At 46.5% G+C, this 20,403-nt stretch carries 16 protein-coding genes; 10 read left to right on the plus strand and 6 right to left on the minus strand.

From position 1 onward, the window contains the following. Together IEW88_RS17295 and IEW88_RS17300 are read left to right on the plus strand one after the other, a co-directional pair. Nucleotides 1-839, plus strand: an 839-nt coding sequence (locus tag IEW88_RS17295; protein WP_188713518.1) for an IS4 family transposase, incomplete at its 5' end; no start/stop codon positions are given. Nucleotides 840-964: 125 nt separating this feature from the next. Further along, the gene (locus IEW88_RS17300; protein WP_147905391.1) at nucleotides 965-1,948 is read left to right on the plus strand and encodes a DUF481 domain-containing protein; all 984 of its coding nucleotides are present in this window, start codon (nucleotides 965-967) and stop codon (nucleotides 1,946-1,948) included. 40 nt (nucleotides 1,949-1,988) lie between these two features. Here IEW88_RS17300 and IEW88_RS17305 read toward each other — a convergent pair whose 3' ends face one another. Both IEW88_RS17305 and IEW88_RS17310 read right to left on the minus strand, forming a co-directional pair. Further along, a complete protein-coding gene (locus IEW88_RS17305) occupies nucleotides 1,989-3,797 on the minus strand; it encodes a S8 family serine peptidase (RefSeq protein WP_147905390.1) in 1,809 nt (602 codons plus the stop codon). A gap of 278 nt (nucleotides 3,798-4,075) precedes the next feature. Beyond that, nucleotides 4,076-5,062: an LLM class flavin-dependent oxidoreductase gene (locus IEW88_RS17310; RefSeq protein WP_147905389.1), complete on the minus strand. Its 987-nt coding sequence runs from the start codon at nucleotides 5,060-5,062 to the stop codon at nucleotides 4,076-4,078. A gap of 329 nt (nucleotides 5,063-5,391) precedes the next feature. On the opposite strand from IEW88_RS17310, the gene IEW88_RS17315 reads away from it, so the two are divergent. The 5 genes from IEW88_RS17315 to IEW88_RS17335 all read left to right on the plus strand — a co-directional run bounded on the left by IEW88_RS17315 (nucleotide 5,392) and on the right by IEW88_RS17335 (nucleotide 9,010). Continuing rightward, nucleotides 5,392-6,666: an MgtC/SapB family protein gene (locus IEW88_RS17315; protein WP_147905388.1), complete on the plus strand. Its 1,275-nt coding sequence runs from the start codon at nucleotides 5,392-5,394 to the stop codon at nucleotides 6,664-6,666. Nucleotides 6,667-6,752: 86 nt separating this feature from the next. Beyond that, on the plus strand, nucleotides 6,753-7,307 hold the full coding sequence (locus IEW88_RS17320; protein WP_147905387.1) for a cytochrome b: 555 nt from the start codon (nucleotides 6,753-6,755) through the stop codon (nucleotides 7,305-7,307). A 59-nt stretch (nucleotides 7,308-7,366) separates the two neighbouring features. Then, complete coding sequence (locus IEW88_RS17325) at nucleotides 7,367-8,299, plus strand: pseudouridine synthase (RefSeq protein WP_147905386.1); 933 nt, start codon at nucleotides 7,367-7,369, stop codon at nucleotides 8,297-8,299. Next, complete coding sequence (locus tag IEW88_RS17330) at nucleotides 8,299-8,649, plus strand: putative quinol monooxygenase (RefSeq protein ID WP_053425116.1); 351 nt, start codon at nucleotides 8,299-8,301, stop codon at nucleotides 8,647-8,649. The genes IEW88_RS17325 and IEW88_RS17330 overlap by 1 nt, the downstream gene beginning before the upstream one ends. A gap of 112 nt (nucleotides 8,650-8,761) precedes the next feature. Further along, nucleotides 8,762-9,010: a DUF2798 domain-containing protein gene (locus IEW88_RS17335; RefSeq protein WP_147905385.1), complete on the plus strand. Its 249-nt coding sequence runs from the start codon at nucleotides 8,762-8,764 to the stop codon at nucleotides 9,008-9,010. Between the two features lie 63 nt (nucleotides 9,011-9,073). Here the strand turns inward: IEW88_RS17335 and IEW88_RS17340 are convergent, their stop codons facing one another. The 4 genes from IEW88_RS17340 to cobB form a co-directional block, all read right to left on the minus strand. Further along, the gene (locus IEW88_RS17340; RefSeq protein ID WP_147905384.1) at nucleotides 9,074-11,077 is read right to left on the minus strand and encodes a PhoX family protein; all 2,004 of its coding nucleotides are present in this window, start codon (nucleotides 11,075-11,077) and stop codon (nucleotides 9,074-9,076) included. A gap of 181 nt (nucleotides 11,078-11,258) precedes the next feature. Then, nucleotides 11,259-13,223, minus strand: a complete 1,965-nt coding sequence (locus tag IEW88_RS17345) for a multicopper oxidase family protein (RefSeq protein WP_147905383.1) — start codon at nucleotides 13,221-13,223, stop codon at nucleotides 11,259-11,261. Between the two features lie 64 nt (nucleotides 13,224-13,287). Continuing rightward, a complete protein-coding gene (locus IEW88_RS17350) occupies nucleotides 13,288-14,892 on the minus strand; it encodes a tyrosinase family protein (RefSeq protein WP_221411461.1) in 1,605 nt (534 codons plus the stop codon). Between the two features lie 239 nt (nucleotides 14,893-15,131). Further along, complete coding sequence (cobB, locus tag IEW88_RS17355; protein WP_147905382.1) at nucleotides 15,132-15,836, minus strand: Sir2 family NAD+-dependent deacetylase; 705 nt, start codon at nucleotides 15,834-15,836, stop codon at nucleotides 15,132-15,134. Nucleotides 15,837-16,190: 354 nt separating this feature from the next. Between cobB and IEW88_RS17360 the strand changes: the two genes are divergently transcribed. The 3 genes from IEW88_RS17360 to IEW88_RS17370 all read left to right on the plus strand — a co-directional run bounded on the left by IEW88_RS17360 (nucleotide 16,191) and on the right by IEW88_RS17370 (nucleotide 20,264). Then, the gene (locus IEW88_RS17360) at nucleotides 16,191-17,096 is read left to right on the plus strand and encodes a diguanylate cyclase domain-containing protein (protein WP_147905381.1); all 906 of its coding nucleotides are present in this window, start codon (nucleotides 16,191-16,193) and stop codon (nucleotides 17,094-17,096) included. Nucleotides 17,097-17,153: 57 nt separating this feature from the next. After that, entirely contained in the window at nucleotides 17,154-17,753 is a 600-nt protein-coding gene (locus tag IEW88_RS17365) for a PepSY domain-containing protein (protein WP_147905380.1), read from the plus strand. A gap of 162 nt (nucleotides 17,754-17,915) precedes the next feature. Next, nucleotides 17,916-20,264 carry a catecholate siderophore receptor Fiu gene (locus IEW88_RS17370; protein WP_147905379.1) on the plus strand — a complete coding sequence of 783 codons (2,349 nt, stop codon included), beginning with the start codon at nucleotides 17,916-17,918 and terminating at the stop codon, nucleotides 20,262-20,264. Nucleotides 20,265-20,403: the final 139 nt, after the last annotated feature.

A 20,403-nucleotide genomic window follows, 5' to 3' on the forward strand; every position in this document is an offset into this window, starting at 1 on the left:
AGGGAGAAGTGAGCTGGCCGGTACTTCGGATGGTCTGCCAAATGGAACTGACGAGTCATATGCTGGTGAATGCGGCGATGGATAGATATGCCAGCAATGAAATGGTACTGGCTGAGCAGTTGATTGAGACCACTCCCGATAACAGTCTGACCTTGTTTGACCGCGGCTTTTATTCGTTGGGATTGTTACATGCGTGGCAACGCAATGGACACAACCGACACTGGCTTATTCCGCTGAAAAAAGGCACTCAGTACGAGGTCTTAGAAAAGCTAGGCAAGCAGGACTATAGGGTTCGGTTGAACACGACGCCACAGGCGCGGAAAAAATGGGCAGAACTGCCAGAAGAGCGTTTATTGCATAAAAAAGTCAAGGGAAAAGAGTGCTTTATCCTGACGTCCATGTTGGATACTCAGCGTTATGTCGGCGATGAAATCGTCGATTTATACAGCCAGCGCTGGGAAATTGAATTGGGTTACCGGGAGATGAAACAACAGCTGCTGCAGAATGAATTTACACTGCGCAGTAAAAAGCCAGAACTCATCAGGCAAGAGTTATGGGGGATGTTGTTATGTTACAACCTTATCCGATACCAGATGGTAAGGATGAGTAAGGTCTTGCCGGGTATTTATTCAAACGAACTGAGTTTTACCTTGTGCGCGCATGCCATCATCAACATGTTCACGTTTGGTTTTACATTGAGTCATGCCCATCACATACCCAAAGAACTCTCGAACCTGACAGAGCAGGCTGAGTTTTACGTCTTACCATTCAGGCGCGAAGAGCGTAGTGATCCAAGGCAAATCAAAAGGAAATCCAGCAAATATGCGTACAAAAAATAATGCCAGTCAGCTTAACTGACTGGCATTAGCCTTGTGCTCCTTTTCTTTTTTTCAATACGACCAACGCTATCTGCTGTTAAACTTCATGTATCCTTTTTGATTTTATGTAGTTAGGGACCATAGTTGTGGCCAAAACACTGATGTTTGTCGCTTTATTGTGGTGTGCTTTTTGTGAAGCGTCCACAGAGCACAACGCTGTTGTCTGGATGAAAAATGGTGACAGATTAACAGGTGTTATCACTCAGCAAGACAAAGACATTGTCTTTTTGAATCTGCCTTATTCGGGGCAAGTGCAATTGCCCAGGGCTCAGATTGATCGGATTGAGCAGCAAAAGCTGCTTGCTGCCCCCATAGTTGTCGCTGAAACTCATGCTGTGGTGATAAAAAACCAAGCTGTACGGCACTCTAGTGTGGATCTGACCGCAGGTAAAAAACGCAGTAGCAGTAGTACCGACAATCTGGGTTTTAAAACGGCCTTTGAGCAGCGTGATACCAATATACGGCTAACCTTTGATGGCAAATACGATTACGAAACCAGTAATTCGCTCAAGAAAACTCATAAATATCTGCTCAATCCAGGTGCTGACTATTTTTTCCAGCCGCAATTATTCTGGCGTAATAAGGTGGATTATTCGCAGGACTTTATCGCGGCCGATTACAAAAACATCGATCTAAGCTCGGGTTTAGGCTACAGCTTTTATGACACCGCTGAACTGAGGATTGAGTTTATTGCACTAGCGGGTCTAAAGCGAACTCACTTTAAAGAAACTGCAGGGCTGGAATTATTTCTTGGCGACCGACAGCAGTTAGATTTTCGTCACATCCAGCTGGAATGGGATTTGCGGTATTTATGGCCTGGCAGCAGCTTTGAGGTATTTAGTGAAGGCAGCTACTTAAAACCAGTGAATCAGCCGGTGCAATACATTGAATTCAGACAAGATATAAACATAAGCTCAGGGTTGCATTATTATCTGACCGAGCGCATTCGGTTGTCCTTTTCAGTCGATTTAGACTGGTCAAAAATTGATGTGGTGTTGCCTCGATACGAGGGATTCTCGGCAGACAGCCGCGATTTACATCAAAAACTCAGTATAGGTGCCAAGTTCTGAAAAAAAAGGGGCTGAGTATACCCAGCCCCTGAACTATCAATTAAAGGCTGATAGCAGTGCTGGCGCTGCACTTAGTTGTGCTTGCCGCTTCACAGACTTTGTAGCTGTAGCTGCCACGGTTTAACGGACCATCACGATGGGCCCCGTCATTGGTTGTGGTCAGAATTTTCACGTTATTGCGGTACAGGTCAACTGAGCTTGTAGTTGCACTTGCCCATTTCAGGTCAACATAACGTTTACCTTTACTGGAAATACCCTGTAAAGTCAGGCTGATACCTGGTGTTGGAGTCACGCCACCACCACAACCGTTGGTCGTCAGGTATTGATGTGCTGCTGCCGCCTGAACAATACCGTAACCGAAGTAAACATCTTTACCTGCGGTACCAGAGTCTTTCGCCGTAGCTTTTAACGCATTACGGATTTGAGTACCGGTACAGCCTGGATGATTTGACCAGACCAGAGCTGCGATACCTGAAACAGCAGGCGTTGCCATAGAAGTTCCGCTCATCAGGCCATAATCGCTGGTGCCTATATTGATTGACGCTGTAGTTGCAGAAAGTAGGGCCGTTCTGTCTTCAAAAGCTGCGCCTACGGCAGGGATGGATGTGGTGTTGGCTGAACCTTCACCTAAGGTGCCGTATAACATGCCTGCAGTGTTATTGATCAGAACAGCTCCTACGCCACCAGAGTTCTGACAGTTTTTTACCTTGTCGTGGAAGGAGATCACACCACGGTCAATCATACAGATTTTACCGGCTGCGCCTGAATTCACCGTTTCTGCTGTGCCCATAAAAAAGGTTGCTGCACTTGCTGACCCTGGATTTTCCATGGCTGAGGTTGCAAAAGGAGTGCCGTTCGCGCTTAAGGTTGCGCTGGTTGCCATATCGGCTGGGTAAGTAGATAGGGTATCTACACCACCTGCAGTGGCTTCCACACAAATAGTCTCGTCCGTTTTTCCATTAGCAGTACAGCTTGGGAATTGGGAGAAGTCGGCGATATTATTGTTATTGTCGTTGGCACCTATCATCATGACCGATGGGTAACCTGCCGGGTAAGAGCGCACATTGTTACCGTCATTTCCTGCAGCTGCTATGACTAAACCGCCAGCGTCAGTGAAGGTTTTAAAGGCATTTGATTCAGTAGTATTGGCACCACCACCGCCTAAGCTCATGCTGATAATGTCAGAGCCAGCATTTTTACATTTTTGTGCTGCGTAAGCTAAATCCGAAGAATATCCCCAGCCTTCAGCGTTAAATACTTTGATGATATGCATAGAGACGCCTGGCGCCATGCCTACTACACCAAAACCGTTATCAGCCGCACCTATAGTTCCTGCTACATGAGTACCATGCGGCCCACCGTTGACGTTCCAGCTGCCTGTACCTGAATCGTTGTCACCTGTAATGCTGCCCCAGTCAAAGTCAGGATTAGATTGGTCTAAACCTGAGTCGATCACACAGACTTTAATGCCAGCACCAGGGTTAAATTGCACCTGATTGGCTTGAGACTGGTACACAGCATAAGGAGTGATTTGTTGTTGCATCGGATCGCCGGCGTCATCATTAAACAACGCCAAAGGTTTACGTACTAAATCTTCTTCTACCAGTTTGATATGAGGGTTTTTTAAAATACCTCGGATTTCGTCCACCGACTTGCCGTTGAACTGAGCGGCGATAAAACCATCTGCATCTACTTTTACTTCGCCACCCAGTTGTTTTGTTAAGGCGGTGATGATCCCTTTGTTGGCATTATCGACCTGAATAATAACCCGGTCCGCTGCTGTCGCAGTGGTGCAGCCCAAGGCTATTAAAGTTGCGAAGGAGATTTTGCTTAACTTACTGATTTTCATTGATTTGTTCCCGTTTATTATTATTGTTTTCTCCACTGCATCTGAGCATCTTTGTGCTTTTATCGCATGAATGTGGAGTCTTGTCGCATTTGTTGCTGTATATAAGCCTCTTCTAAATGCCATTTTTTGCGATGAGAAAGCAATCAAAATATTAAATTTTGTTTCCAAGTGTAATTAAATGTAATCGGTGGCGTGTATAGCTATTTGTACAGAAATTAGCTGGAGGGTGCTTCGTCTGGCAAGAACGAAGCACTCAGGAGACAGATGAAAAAACAGAATTAACGAGTGATCAGCTCTGAAGCTATTTGAAAAGAATATTGTCGTGCTTTTGGGTCGTGCATCATAGCAGTCAGCATTAACTCGTCTGGTTGATGTGTTGCAATAAAATTCAGAATACCTTGTTTTACTTCAGCCGGATTACCGATGACAGAGCAAGCCAGAGCTTTTTCCACATAAGATTTTTCGTGCGCTTGCCAGATCTGATCCATATCCTCGACTGGCGCAGGTAACAAACCTGGCACACCGCGCACTAAATTAACAAACTGCTGCTGTGGTGAGGTAAAAAGACGCTGAGCTTCGGCTGTGGTATCCGCAGCAAAGACATTCAGCGCCAGCATCAGGTAAGGCTTATCCAGTTGAGCCGATGGCTTAAATTCTCTGCGATACAAAGCTGCTGCCTGTTCCAGCATGGCTGGCGCAAAATGTGAGGCAAAAGCATAAGGTAAACCCAGATGGGCAGCCAGTTGAGCACCATATAAGCTCGAACCTAAGATCCACAAGGGGACATGCAGGTGTTGCCCCGGTACAGCTTGTACCGCCTGATTGGGTTTAACCGGCCCAAAATACTGCTGCAATTCAAGGATATCGCTTGGGAACTGATCTTCAGTTTCCATACGATTGCGCCGCAAGGCCCGTGCAGTTTGTTGATCGCTGCCCGGCGCACGGCCCAAACCTAAGTCAATCCGGTTTGGATACAAAGTCGCTAAAGTGCCAAATTGTTCGGCGATGACCAGAGGGGAGTGATTCGGCAACATAATGCCACCAGCACCCAGGCGGATGCGTGAAGTCGCAGCGGCTAAGTGACTGATTAGCAGAGATGTTGCGGCACTGGCAATACCCGGCATATTGTGATGTTCAGCCAGCCAGTAGCGATGGTAACCCAAAGCGTCAGCTTGTTGTGCCAGAGCTTTGCTATTGGCAAAACTGTCGCTAATAGTACTGCCCGAAGGGACAGGCGCTAAATCTAAAATAGAAAGAGGGATCATCAATACTCCGCTTAGCTGTGAACTTTCTGTTTTATACCAATTGGTATGGAACTATGGCAGCTATGGGTACGCAATCATCTTTATTCAAGTCTGATGCTGTATTTCTCTCAGTGACAGGGGTGAGTGAGTGTTTTTTTGCGACGGACTGAACTTTGTCACTTGTCGATCATTTAGAGTAACTAAACGTCGCTCCTCGTTTCGCGTTCAACGCGGCGCCAGAGCAAACAAAATTTAATCTTGAAACGTCAACACGCCCTAGTATTGCGATAGATCAATAGCTTATATTCTGAACCAGCTAAGCTGGGCTCACCTAACAAAGACGATGAATCATGGCAGAATTTGACGTAACCCTGACCCAAAACTTTCTGATCGCGCTACTGATTGGGGCTTTGGTGGGTATAGAGCGGGAAAAACATAAAAGTAACTCTCACCCCGGTTCTTTTGCCGGAGTTCGAACTTATATTTTATTGGCTCAGTTTGGTGCCGTCAGTGCCTGGTTATCGGTATTTTTACAAACGCCCTGGTTATTTATCGCTGCTTTGGCTGCGGTGGCTATGATAGTACTCAGCTCTTATTATCTGGAAAACAAAGCCAATGCAGTGGCTTTAGGTTTAACTACTGAGCTGTCTGCTATTACGGTCTGCCTGTTAGGGGGCGCCGTTATGTTTGGTTTTGCCGAAATTGCGGTGTCATTGGCCATTTTAACTTCGGCTATTTTAGCCTTTCGGGATCCCTTACATGGCTTAGTCAGCAAAATTGGTGCTGATGATCTGTATGCAGGGTTAAAGCTTTTGATCGCCAGTTTTATCGTCTTGCCTTTGTTGCCAAATCAAGCTGTTGATCCCTGGCAGGCGCTAAATCCTTATAAACTCTGGCTCTTGGTCATTTTGATCTCTGGATTATCTTTAGTGGGTTATGTCGCTGTGCGTTTTTTTGGCTCAGTCAAAGGCACTATGATTACTGCCCTGACCGGCGGCCTGGTGTCCTCTACCGCTATGACTTTAAGTTTTTCCCGCAGCAGCAAAACGGAAACTGACAGTGGAGCAGCCAACAGATTAGCTGCCGGTATTCTGCTGTCCTGGTTAGTGATGTTCTGTCGGGTTTTGTTGATTGTCGCTGCCGTCTCTGTACCTTTGATGCAACAATTAGTCTGGCCTTTGTTGGGACTGGCGCTGTTAACAGCGGTACTTGCGGTCGCATTTTTTCTGGCCGGACACAAGCTACAATCGGTCGAAGCCACAGAGTTGTCTGTGACTAATCCTTTTAGTTTATGGTCAGCTATTCAATTTGCTTTGTTATTTGCGCTGGTGCTGTTGCTGGTTAAGCTCACAGAGCATTATGCCCCGGGACAAGGTTTATATTGGCTGGCCGCTTTAGCGGGCTTAACGGATGTTGATGCCATCAGCTTATCGGTCGCAGATTATGCTGGTCGCACTCACGCTGTAGATTTAGCCGCTACAGCTATAGGTATCGCCATCCTGAGTAACTCCGTAGTAAAAACAGCCATGGTATGGGTGGCTGGCACTCGAACTTTGGCCCTTAGGGTGAGCGCAGCCACTGTGGCGCTTGGGCTGATGGGGTTGTTGTTATTTCGTTTTAGCTAAATGGAAAGTCACTGAGTCGGCGGATGCTCAGCTTGTCTTAAGTTTTGCTTGCCACAATAAAAATAACTGCTGAAAAAGAGGTGGATATGTCGGGTTCTCAACAAAGTTACAATCAATGGATGGTTCGTTTGCACTGGCTGACCGTGCTGTTGATCATCGCTATTTATGCCAGTATTGAATTCAGAGGCATCTTTGAAAAAGGCACGCCAGAGCGCGATTTGATCAAAGAGGTGCATTTTGTACTGGGGTTAAGTTTGTGGTTTATTACCTTGCTGCGTCTGGTGGTGCGGCGTTTTAGTGCTATCCCTGCAATAGAACCGGCGCCCTCTGCTCTGGCTATTAAAATTTCTGGTCTGATGCATCTGGCACTTTATGGCTTTTTACTGCTGATGCCTTTACTGGGATGGCTGATATTAAGTGCTGGCGACAAAGTTATTCCGTTCTGGGGTTTTCAAATGCCAGCGCTGATAGGGCCGGATCCGGATTTGGCGGGGTCCATTAAAGAAATCCATGAAATGCTGGGCACTGTAGGTTATGTGCTGATTGCAGTGCATACTTTGGGCGCGCTGGCGCATCATTACCGATTCAAAGACAATACCTTAAAACGTATGTTGCCCGGTTTATTTGGTCAGAAAAGCTAAAACTGGTTGACGGGGATCGTTGAAAGGTTTTAACTCTGGGCCCTCTTGAGTGAGGGCCTATGAGTAAAGCAAAACAAGCTTCCGAAATTACCTTGCCGGCCAAAGATTTGGGCTGGGGCACTGTGCTGAATTTTCTGATTGATAAATTCAGCCGTATCGATGCTGCTATTTGGCGACAACGAGTGGCAGACGGCAAAGTACATTGGTTTGGTGGTGAGCTGATCCATGCCAATACGCTTTTTTTGCCGAGTCGCAGAGTTTGTTATTACCGTGAAGTTGTTGCTGAGCCCTGCATTCCTTTTGCTCACCAGATCCTGTATCAGGATGAGCATATCCTTGTGGCCTGCAAACCGCATTTTTTACCCGTCACACCAGGCGGCGAATTCGTCAACGAATGTCTGCTCGAGAGAGTAAAACGGGAGACAGGTTTGCCTGACATAGTTGCTGTGCATAGATTAGATAAAGAAACAGCGGGTTTGGTGCTGTTTTCTGTCAATAGCCAAAGCCGCCCTTTGTACTATCAGCTATTTGCCACTGGCCAGATCTGTAAAAGTTATCAAGCTGTTGCTTATTTGTCTGACGAGCTACAGCAGTTGCCATTACCGCAGCACTGGCAGGTAAAAAACCGCCTGGAAAAATCGAATCCGACTTTTTTAATGCAGCAGGCAGAAGGGGAAGTGAATGCTGTTTCCAGCCTCAGTCTGGTGGATAAAAGAGCTGAACTTGGATTATTTGAATTGAGTCCCCATACAGGTAAAACCCATCAACTGCGTTTGCATATGCTGTCTTTGGGTTGCCCTATTTTATTTGATAAATATTACCCGAATTTATTACCAAAACAGCCAGGACAAGAGTTGGATCTTACACAACCTTTGCAATTACTGGCCAAGCGCTTAAATTTTACTGATCCGGTTAGCGGATTGGAGCATCAATTTGAATCAAGTCGTCAGTTGCAAAGCTGGCCTTTTGATGACGGTTCTAAGGAAAACTAATGTCTAAAAAAGTCTATTGTGTTGCTCAGTTTCTGCCTAAGCCGGGTAAAGAGGCTGAACTTTTTAAAGTACTGCAAGGTTTGGAGGCCAATACCTTGCGTGAAGATGGCTGCTTGCAGTACAGAGTAACGCGTCAAATCTCCAGCCCTTTTGCTGAGGGTAAAAGTTTCCCCATTGTTTTTAATGAAATATGGGCTGATCTCAAGAGTTTTGAAGCACATTGTCAACGCAATGAAATTAAAGATTTTTTTCAAGCCTATTGTCTGGCTGAAACAGGTTTAGCCGCGGACTGGAACGTCTGTATTTACAGCGATGAGCCAGAAAACTTTGATGCACCAAAGCTGGTATAGTCGCGTCAGACAGAACTGACTTTATTTTTTAAGCACGGTTTCTGAGACCTGACTGCTTTAGGCCCGAACTTAGTATGAACACTGTCATCCCATCCATCTGGTGAGCTCTTACATGTCAAAACCAGTTTTTAGAAAACTACCTGCCCATACTATGGGTTATGTGATGCCGCTTATTTTATCCATTATTATGAGCTGTATTGTGTCTTTGATCAGTACGTTAAAAAGCACAGGCTTTAGCGGTTTTGAATTACCGATTTGGTTGGGCGCCTGGGGATTATCCTGGGTAGTGGCTTATCCGGTATTGCTGTTGATATTACCCTTGGTGCGTAAGCTGACATCCTTCATTGTCGAAACGCCTTAATCGCGCTTTTCATGATAAAAAAACGCCGGTACGAAAACCGGCGTTTTTATTTAGAGCAACCTATTAAGAACCTATTACGCCGCCATCATCTTTAGTGATAATCACAGTAGCAGAACGTGGTCTGCTGCTGCCATCGTTGGCTGGCCAGTTACTGGTGAACTGAGTTGGGGTAGAACGATCGCCAGGGTGCTGGATATTGACAAACATAGTTTTTAAATCAGGTGTAAAAGCCAAGCCTGTGACTTCAGCATCCACTGGTCCGACAAAAAAGCGTTTGATGGTGCGACTGACTGGGTCTGCAACCAACATTTGGTTATTACCATAAGGGCCTTCACCTTGTTGCGAGCCACTCATGTCAGTTTGGATCCATAGCAAACCGTTGGCACTGAAACATAAACCATCCGGGCTTGCCATGTGGTTATCTGCAGTTAAAACCAGGTTGGTACCAGGGGTTGCAGTACCTACATCACCAGCCAGCAGGAAGATATCCCAGTTAAAGCTTAAACCCTGAGTCGCAGCGTTTTCTTTCCAGCGAATAATATGGCCTGTGGCGTTATTAGCGCGTGGGTTTGCCGGGTCAATTTGCTCTGCTTTACGACCTGTGTTGTTGGTCAGAGTAAAATACACTTCACCAGTGGTTGGATGCACCGCACCCCATTCAGGTCTGTCCATTTTCGTTGCGCCGGCAATATCGGCCGCCAGACGGGTGTTTATTAATAAATCAGCCTGACTGTCAAATGTAACACTGGCAGCAGCGGCTTTCGCCATCAGAGCTTCGTTATTGATATCTAACGCCAGCCATTCACCTGAACCGTCGGCATTAAATTTTGCTACATACAAAGTACCGTCATTAAGCAGGTGGCCGCCTGCGGTTGCTTGAAAGTAGGCCGCTTTAGACACGTATTTGTAAATGTATTCAAAAGTAGAGTCATCACCAGAATAAACACTGATTGGCTGACCTTCGACTACTGGTCCAAAAATAACACCTTCATGGCCAAAACGGCCTAAGGCGGTGCGCTTTTGTGGCACGCTGTCAGGGTTAAATGGATCTATTTCTACTATCCAGCCAAAGGTATTGGGCTCGTTACGATAATCCTCGGTCGCATCTGCACCTAAGCTGGACGCATTAAAACGTTGATACTGATCGGCGCCAGAATCTGCTGTTTCCCAGTAGTAACGCCCATTTTTACTGCTGACCCCATAACGCTTATGCTCGCGAGGTTGAGTGGCGTCGGCATTCATAAAGTAACCTGCCCAGTTTTCTTCGCAGGTTAAATAAGTGCCCCAAGGCGTAAATCCATTACCACAGTTATTTAAGGTGCCGCGGGTTCGGGTACCGTCCTGGCTGTATTTTGTGACTACTTTGGCATCACCACGTACAGGGCCTGTAATATCCATAGGGGTAGCGCCTGTAATACGACGGTTCAGCGGACTACCTTGTACCAGTTGGAATTGGCCTTGCGCATCTTTTTTGATATGGGCCACAGTCACGCCGTGTGCAGCCACTTCTTTGCGTACTTCATCTGCTGGGCGTGGTAAACCTGTAGGACCCATAGGATGCAACACGTTGGCATCCAGGTATTCATGGTTAAATACCAACAAACCTTCGTCGCTGTTTTTATTAGTGCTGCGGGCATCTAACGGAAAAAAGTGCATGCCGTCATGGTGCGCACCCACTTGCTGTTCCATATCTGCGCCGCTGTTGCTGCCATCTGCCAGATAAGCGGGGTAGCGACCTAATAGCGGCGTACCCATAGGTAAAAATGGACGGGCTGTATAACCTGCAGGAACAGTTACTGTGTCTAAACGGTTTGCGGCTATCGCAGTAAAACCTAATAAAACCGGTGCAGGTTCAGGTTTTACTGCCACAGGGCCAGTTGTGGGTTCGGCGGTATCACTGCTGCAAGCCACTAAAGATGTGCCCATAATAGTAGCTATGGCAGCGCCTAAAGAACCTTTTAAAAAGCTGCGGCGGGACGCTAATACCGACTGAAAATCCGGGTTATCGGAAAAGTTGGTTTGTGGATCTATACCTGAATTGTCGATCTCGAAATTTTTGTTCTGCATTTTGACTCCGATGTCGGTTTAATTAAAAATCTGCACGCGACATTAGAGCTGTTGCTTGTTTCAGTAAGGTTACTTTTTGTTGATAAAATAAAGACAGCTATTCGACATTTATATGACAAGCGGCTGTGAATTCAGTCTGGGGAAAACGCAGTGTGAACATGGTCACACTGCGTAGCGGATTTTAGTGATGGCCTTTACTGACTCCACCACTGGCGTTCGGCAGGCTGATCCGCACATTTTGCATCATGCCCTGATCTTCGTGATCCAAAATATGGCAGTGCAAGACAAAGTCGCCGATATAGCGCTGGTATTGAGTGCGAACTATCACTTTGTAGGATTGGCCCATCGCATTTTTCACCCATAACGTGTCCTTCCATTTGCCTTTTAAGCCTCTGTATTGCGGGTCTGGGAATTTTTTCGTGGTGTCATAATCATCCACCGCATCGTCAGTACTGACATCTTTACCATTGGGATCTAATACAGCAACAACCTGAAATGGATTCACATGAATATGAAAAGGATGACTTGCCAGTTTTGACGTTAAAGTCCACTCGTCGGTATGACCTAAAATCAACTCTCTGTCGATACGGCCAGGCTGATAAGGTTCGCCGTCAATTTCAAAGCGGACAGGGCTGGCTTTGGTATCAATATTAAACTCCAGTTGCTGCTTATTCGGCGTGTCCGGCAAATCCTGATGTGGCACAAAATGACTGAGTTTCAGACCGGCCTGTAAGTCGTTTATCACCGCATTTTGCATATCGGGGCTGATATTCACTTTGGCGCTTTGGATCAGCTGCTGCCCTATAGTGGATATGACAGGTCCGGCAGAGTTTTCTACTTGTACTATGCCCAGTAGTTGTGGTTCTGACGGGGTCTGATCAACGTTGGCTGACGCTGCTGCTGCATCGTCTATAACGCAATATTGTCCGCCATCAGGAAACATCATTAGCGTATCCCAGCGGTAACCCGGCTGGAATACAGTGACTTCTGTGGAGTCTATTTCGCTGAGCGTTAAACCATCTGCTGCAATTTGATGTTGTGGCACTAAAGCGCCAGTGCAGGATTTTTGTAGTAGCTTTTGCTCATCAGCAGCCGATACTGGGCCTTGTAATGGTTGGCCAGTCAGTTTTACCACTTTTAAGTTGATACTGTCGCGCACCCCGGCATGCACCATACGCCAGTGTTCGACCTGACCTGCTTTGGCATCGGCAAAAAAAGGTTGCACTGCGCCATTGATACTGGTGTAACGGCCAGATTTACTCCAGCCACCCGGGCCAAATCCGGCATAATCCAGTATTTCGCCTACATCACCGGGATCGCAGATATAAGCACCATTAGCATCCATTTTCAGCGTGGGTTTTTCACCCGGTTTGGTCGGTTTGGTATAACAGCCATACTGAATTTGCTGAAACACCATGGTGCGCTCTTTAAAGGTCTGGTTAGCAGAACTGGTTAACAACAGATCGATATCCCCGGTGCGGTCTTTCGTCGGCTGTCGGGTGCCCTGAATAATTAAAGCTCCGGCCATTCCGCTGGCCACCTGAATAGCGGTAGAGCCATGACGGTGCGGGTGATACCAGAAAGTACCTGCCGGATGGTCAGCCGGAATATTGTATTCGTACTGAAAAGATACGGTAGGGTCTATCGATATCAGCACGTTGTCACTATTGCCAGCCGGGTTGATCCACAAGCCATGGGTATGCATATTGGTGCCGTTAAAACAGTGGGGGACATTGACGCCTTTCTGATGACTGACACAGCTAGGATCAGCCGGGAGCTTGTTATTTAAGGTGGCTCTGATGGTTTCGCCCGGAAATACCCGCAAAGTAGGGGCAACAAAAGGTGCGTTAGTATCAGTCTTGCTGCCTCGATAGCTGCGTAAATTCACCTGATCCCAACTGCTGGTATTTGGATTCCATAACTGGCTGCGGGTAAACACAACATCCCAATTCAGACTGGCTTCATCAGGTTGAGGCGCTCCGGCTTGTTGCTGGGCTTTGGTCAGTGGAGCATGTATCGCCCTTTTAATCTCCAGCAAAGGGGGATCTTGTAGCGGACGGGGTTGAGTTGCCACAGCCGCATCACTCGCTGTAACCGTTACGAGCAGTGTCAGAGGGAGAATATGACGAGAGATAAAGTCAGACATAGGGAAGTCCTCACTAAAATTAATAGGATAAAACCCGGAGCATTCCGGGTTTTATTTGGGATTTCTATTGGCGAGTTGGCGCAGTTTCCAGTCGGATTTGACCTAGGGTGATGCCAGATTGGCGGGGCTTTTCTGCGACTTCTGTCGTGGTTAAATTGGTCGGGACAAAGTGCACCATCAGATCTGCAGCATCAGCATGGCCCAGTTGTTGCGCCAGATCTGTCACTTTATAGACTAAGTCTCCCATATCTCCCATTGCATGGCCGGCATGCGCGTGGTCTGTTACACCAAAGTAGTTGATAGTCGCGACATACAACTTTTGCTCAGGCTGTTGTTCAGTACTCAGGTAGATTTTATAGGTAGTGGCAGGGGCTCCGACCATTTTCACATCTTGCAGGACCAGATAAGTATCTCCTGTGCTCTGAGACAGCAGCTCTATTTTGTCTGACGCCTGTAATTGAGCCGGAACTTGTGGATCCAGTGCCACTTTGGTGGTCGTGCCGCGTAAATCCACAGTTTTATTGCTGCTGACCGGGGCATGAGCTTTAAACTGAATAAGGGTTTTCTCAGGTTGAGCTTTGGCCAGTTGCTGTGGTGCCACTTTTTGTATGTCGCAGGCGGTTTCGTTGCTATAACGTACCGGAATTTTTCCTGGCGTAAATACATCTGCGATGGTCATGGTTGCCTGATTACCATTTTCATCAGCAAAGCTGTAGCTGGTTTGATACCAGCTTTCCGGCATACCCAGGTTGGCTTTAGCCCATGCCAGATCAATGGTTTTGCCCGCGGCTTTTTTATTCAGCCAGCACTGCCATAAACGGTCTATATTGGCATGATGCATATAAAACACTGGGTCTAAACCAGCAATAGGCACAAAGCCCATATTAGGTGTGGCACAGCCTGTCCCTACAGCACAATGCATAGCCCCATGGGGCTGTCCTTGCAGCTGATTAGAGAAGTGAGTGAAATCTGTAAAAGAAAAAGCCTGAGCTGCACTGGCACTGTCTGGATCTATGGCTGTTTTATTGTCATTTAGCCCTGGAGTGCGGAACTGGTCGTATAGTGAGCCTGCGGCTTGCCCTCTGACCAGTTGCGGTAACGCTAAACCCTTGCCGTCAGGGCTGCGCTCCTGAAAATAGTCCCAGTAGGGTAACGAAAAGTTCGGATCGCCTACATGTTTTCTTAAGGTTTTTTCGTAAAAATATAAAAACATCCGGTGCCAGGGTAAAAAGTTCAGGTTACCGTGCTGGCAGGTTCCCCATACATTGTCAGTAAAGCCATCGTTAGGCACTGTGGAGTTACTCATATGCTGGTAGTAAGCATCACAGGTGGCTTTATCCAGCACTTCTAAACAGCCCGGCATACGATACGCTATGTAGGCTTTCAGATCTGTGGCGTTTTTCCCTGTACCAAAAAAACCATGGGTATTGGACCAATAGGCAAAACTGGTACGAAAATCTGCTGACATGGGATTGGCCTGACTTTTGGCTTTCATCCGCTCTATGCCTTGTTGCAGAGCTTTTACTTTGGCCGGATCGGAGGAGAAGTCTTTTACGCTAATGCGGTAAGAGGCTTCGGCCAATGCGTAACTGCTGCATAACAGCAAAGAGAGGGCGATGGTAAATGTTTTTTTTGTATAGGACGATTTTTTGGACAGAGCGGCTGGCATACAAGGATCCTTTTTGTAGTCTGAACAACAGGCTGTAGTTTCTATATTCGAGATTTATTCAAACGGGCTACACAACCATAGTCCCTTTTTTAGATAAATCAACGTCGGATCAATTTATTTTGGTGATGGTGCTGGAGTGCTATGACGGAATTAAATGCAGAGGCAGGCCGGAAGATGAGTGGCAGCGAAAGAGGGGGACTGCTTTTGTTGCAAGCTGTCAGGGCCGCTGAAAAATCAGCTCAGCTTAGTTTAGAAAGATAAGCGGGTACAATTTTTGCGGCCGGACCGTAATACCCCTCAGCAAAATCACCCCGGGTCGCTTCCATATTCAGCTCCACGGTATGAGCGCCTGATTCTGCCGCAATCTTTACAAAACCAGCCGCAGGATAAACCTGACCTGAAGTGCCTGTAGAGATAAATAAATCTGCTTGCATCAGCGCATCTACGCAGTCATCCATCAGATAAGGCATTTCACCGAACCAGACAATATCGGGTCTGAGTGGTTGTGGATTTTTACAGCAGTGACACAGATCGGCTGCAGTTAAATCCTTTAGCCAGCTCAGGTTTTTCCCTGTAACAGGGCATTTTACTTTTTGTAATTGGCCGTGCATTGTAATCAATGACTCAGAACCCGCTCTTTGGTGCAGGTTATCGACATTCTGGGTGATCAGTAAAAAACGCCCCCCTTTGCTTTTGTGCTGAAGTTCAAACTGCGCCAATGCCTGATGAGCCGAATTAGGTTTTAATTTGGGATCCAATAACTGAGCACGGCGCTGATTATAAAATTGATGCACTAAAGCTGGATTTCGCTGATAGCCTTCAGGGGTGGCGACGTCCTCTATCTGATGGTTTTCCCAGAGGCCATTACTGTCTCTGAAGGTTTTAATACCTGATTCAGCAGAGATACCAGCTCCGGTCAACACTACTATGTTGTTAAATCTCATAAATCAGAACCTGTGTTGCTGTCAGTGCAAAAGTATGGGGTGAGGTCCAGGCGTAATTCAATGCATCGCTTGTCGTATCCTACTGCCAACTGAAAAAGAGAACCAGCCCCTAACCCCTATTCTTGCAAAGACCATCCCTAGAATAAAAGCTGGTGCTGCTCGCTTAAAACGAAAGGAGCGAAGATAGCCGCGTTCAATGTTTGTTTCACTTTTATCATATTTGTTGTGTCTTTATTTTGACTCTGCTATTTTCTTGCTAATTAGCACAGAGGCTGACCTATAGTTATAAAGCTTTAAGTCAATTTTGGCTTAGCTTTTAAAAACGTCTGACGTTACAGACCAAGCAGGAGTTGTATGCCAAGCCCGTCGTTAGCCTCGTTAAGTGATTATATTGATCAGTTACTTGAAGCTATTTGTGTGGTGGATGCCAATGGCCACTTTTTGTATTTGAGTTCCGGTTGTGAGCGGATCTTTGGTTATCAAAGCAGCGAAATGATTGGTCGTTCTATGATTGAGTTAGTGCATCCGGATGACAGAGAACGCACTTTGTTGGCTGCCAGCGAGATTATGTCGGGCGATGAAAAAATTGATTTTGAGAACCGTTATATTCGCAAAGATGGTCAGATTGCTCATATTCAATGGTCGGCCCGTTGGTCTGAAGATCATAATGTACGGGTGGCTGTGGCCCGTGATATCACTAAACATAAACAGTTATTAGAGCAGTTACAGCATATTGCTTTTTACGATCCGCTGACGCAATTACCCAACAGAGCTTTGTTTGAAGACAGGCTACAGCAATCACTGGCGCGGACCAGACGAGAGCAGGGAATGCTGGCTTTGTGTTTTGTTGATTTGGATAAGTTTAAAGAAGTGAATGACCGGTATGGTCATGCTGCTGGCGATTTATGTTTGAAGAAAGTAGCAGAGCTTCTGTTGTATTCAGTGCGGGAAACCGACACTGTAGCCCGTTTAGGTGGTGATGAGTTTGTAATTGTAATGGATGCGGTAGCAGAGCAATCAGCTGTGATGGGCACCTTACAGCATCTTTTAACTAAACTGCAGCAGCCGTTTTTATTCGAACAACATCAACTGCAACTCTCGGCTAGCATAGGAATAGCGTTGTTCCCTCTGCATGGTCAGGATCAGGCCAGTTTGTTAGCTGCTGCTGACCGGGCTATGTATAAGGCTAAACATGCCGGTGGTCATCAACTTTCTATGGCAACTGAGCTTTCACATTCAAGCGGAAAAAATTACGGTTAATTTTGCTTTTATCGCTGTTAAACTTTTGTTTTTCATGCAGTTGAGCTCTGTATTCCTATGTCCTTACCCCGTCGTATCCATCGCTTTTTGGGCTGGTGTTTGATTCTGCCATTTTTTGTCTGGGCTTTCACTGGCCTGGTGTTTTTTATAAAACCCGGTTATCAGGCCGCTTTTTCCTACCTGACGGTCAAAACCTATCCTATCAGCAACGCAGTTCAGCTCATTCCACAACCAGAGTGGCAGGAAATCAAATTACTGCAAACCGTGCTGGGACCACATTTAATGGTGAAACAATCAGATAGGTGGCAGCAGTTAAATCTGACGGATTTTACAGTGCGACCACAACCTTCGGCTGATGACTTGCTGCGGCTGATTAAAGACGCAATGAGCGTCGATTCGAAGCGATATGGCGAACAATTGCTGAAAACAGAGCAGGGTTTTGTCACTGATACCGGAGTGCAAATTCAGCTGGACTGGGCTAGCTTAAGTCTGTCGCAACAAGGCAAAGATACGGAATTAATTAACAATTTATACAAAGCTCATTACCTGCAATGGACAGGACAAAAGACAATAGATCAGGTACTGGGTGTGATTGGCTTAGTGCTGTTGATGTTGACCACAGTAGTGGGAGTCTGGTTACTGATCCGTCGTCGTTGAAGGCGCTTTAATTGTTTCATCGCTGGAGATTATAAAAAAGTTCCATCTAAATGAAAATTGTTTGCAAACAAGAATGATTCTCGATAGCATGCGCAGCAGGATCAGCGCCGATACCGAAAAACTTGTTGTTAACACTCTATTTTCATAGAAGGACTTTATTCGATGGCTTTTATCACCGCTAAAAAACATCAGCAGGTGGCCCGTTTTAATACCACTTTGTTAGCTTCAGCTTTCGCTTTGGCGTTACCGGCAACAGCAACTGCTGATCAACAAAATACTGCAACGCAAAATGACACTCAACTGGATGCTGTGGTTGTTACCGCTGATGCAGTGGAAGCAAAATACAAAGCTGAAAAAGCAAGTTCAACTAAGCTGACTCAGCCTTTGGTGAACACACCACAAACTCTGGTTGTAGTGAAAAAAGAGTTGTTCCAGCAACAGGCTGCAACGACTTTGTCTGATACCTTACGCAATACACCTGGCATCACTATGTTGATGGGTGAAAATGGTAATACAGCCACTGGCGATTCCATTTTTATGCGTGGTTTTGATACTCAAGGCAGCATTTTTGTCGACGGTATCCGTGATTTAGGCACCATCAGCCGTGATACCTTTAATACAGAGCAAGTTGAAATCGCTAAAGGCCCTGCAGGTGCAGACAATGGCCGTGGCGCATCCTCTGGTTATATCAACTTATCGAGCAAGCAGGCTACACAAGAAGAATTCACGACAGGCAATCTGACTTTAGGTTCTGGCTCGCACAAAAGAGCGACTGTCGATATGAATCGTCAGTTGTCTGACACCTCTGCTATTCGTGTGAACCTGCTCAAACAGGATTCAGGCATCGTTGATCGCGATGAAGTGGAAGACAATAGAACTGGTATTGCCACCTCTTTAGCCTTGGGTTTAGGCACAGCAACCCGCGCTTATTTAAACCTGTTTCATGTTGACCAGAAAAACCTGCCTGATGGTGGTACTCCAACTGTAGGGTTAGAAGGCTACTACAATGCAGCTTTTGATGCTGACCCAAGTACAAATTTCCCCAATGGTGGCCCTAACGCCGGTAAAACTCTGGTGCCTGTGGATACCAGCAAGTTTTACGGCTCAAAAAATGATTTTGATGACGTCAAAGCCACTATGGTTACTGCAAAAATTGAGCATGACTTAGGCGATAAAACTACTATTCGTAACACCTCACGTTTTGGCCAATCCACGCAGGATTACTTGCTGACGGGTGTGAATGCTATTACCACAACAACAGGCACCCTCGCTGCTGCTGTTGCCATCCCGGATCCGGCCAACTGGACTATTTCCCGCAGCCGTCAGGGCAAAGATCAACAAAACCAGATCTTAACCAACCAGACCCAATTAAATTCTTCTGTTGAAGTGGCGGGTTTGACCCACGATATCAGCTCTGGTATCGAGTTTATTTATGAAAGTCAGCGTAACAATACCTTAGCTTTACCAACAGGCACAACTCAGGTAGCTGCTAACTTATATAACCCAAGTACAAATGATGCCTTTGTTGACCCGGTTCATACCGGCGCCAGCACAGATGGCAGTACCTTAACCTCTGGCGTTTATCTGTTGGATACCATTCATTTAAACGAGCAATGGCAATTAAACGCCAGCGCCCGTTTAGATCATTACAAGACAGAAACCGATACAGTCACTATTCAGGGCACTTCAACACCACAGATTATTCCTGTAGGCACGAAGTTAGGTTCGTCAGTCGAAGCGTCAGACAACCTGGCCAGTTACAAGCTGGGTGCTTTGTATAAACCTGCAGTCAATGGCAGTGTGTATTTATCTTATGCCACCAGTCAGTTGCCACCGGGTGGTTCAAATTTCACCTTAAGTGAGACGGTTGGCAATATCAATAACCCAAATCTGGATCCACAAAAAGGCACTAATTTAGAGTTAGGCACGAAGTGGGATCTGCTGAGTGATAAACTAGCTCTCACTGCTGCTGTGTTTAAAAGCACCAACGAAAACGAAATTGCCACTGATCCGGACGGCACTGCACTGCAAGTCGGTGAGCGCGAGGTGCACGGCCTTGAGTTAGGTGTGGTTGGAGCTATTACTTCTGCCTGGCAAATCAGCGCTGGTGCTGCTTACATGGACTCTGAAATTACCCGGGGTAATCAGGCCGGTACCAACCCTACCGACGGTGGTGTGATCCAGTGGACACCTGAACTGACTTTCACTTTGTGGAATACCTATGAGTTGCCACTAGGTCTGACTTTAGGTGGTGGCGTGCGTTATGTCGATACAGTGGTTCGCTCCAGCAGCACCACCTTAAATCTGGCAAAAACTGCTGTGGTTGAAATGCCGGATTATTGGGTGGTTGATGCTATGGCCTCTTACCCTGTCACCCCATATGTCGACGTACAACTGAACGTCTATAACCTGTTAGACGAAGAGTATATCGCCAAGTTGAACAACGGCGGCTCACGGTATTTTGCCGGTACTCCACGTTCGTTCCGTTTGGGTGTGAATGTACAGTTCTAAATAACAATACCCTTCCTGCGTGAAGCTGCAGCTTTGTTGACTGCGCTCACTCGCCCCAGTCACATAGGATCTCTATGCTCCTGGGGTCATGCGAGCTTGTCGCCGCCCTGCAACATCACGCAGTTTGGGTATAAGCCTC

The sequence above is a fragment of the Rheinheimera tangshanensis genome (assembly GCF_014645135.1).
GTDB lineage: Bacteria > Pseudomonadota > Gammaproteobacteria > Enterobacterales > Alteromonadaceae > Pararheinheimera > Pararheinheimera tangshanensis.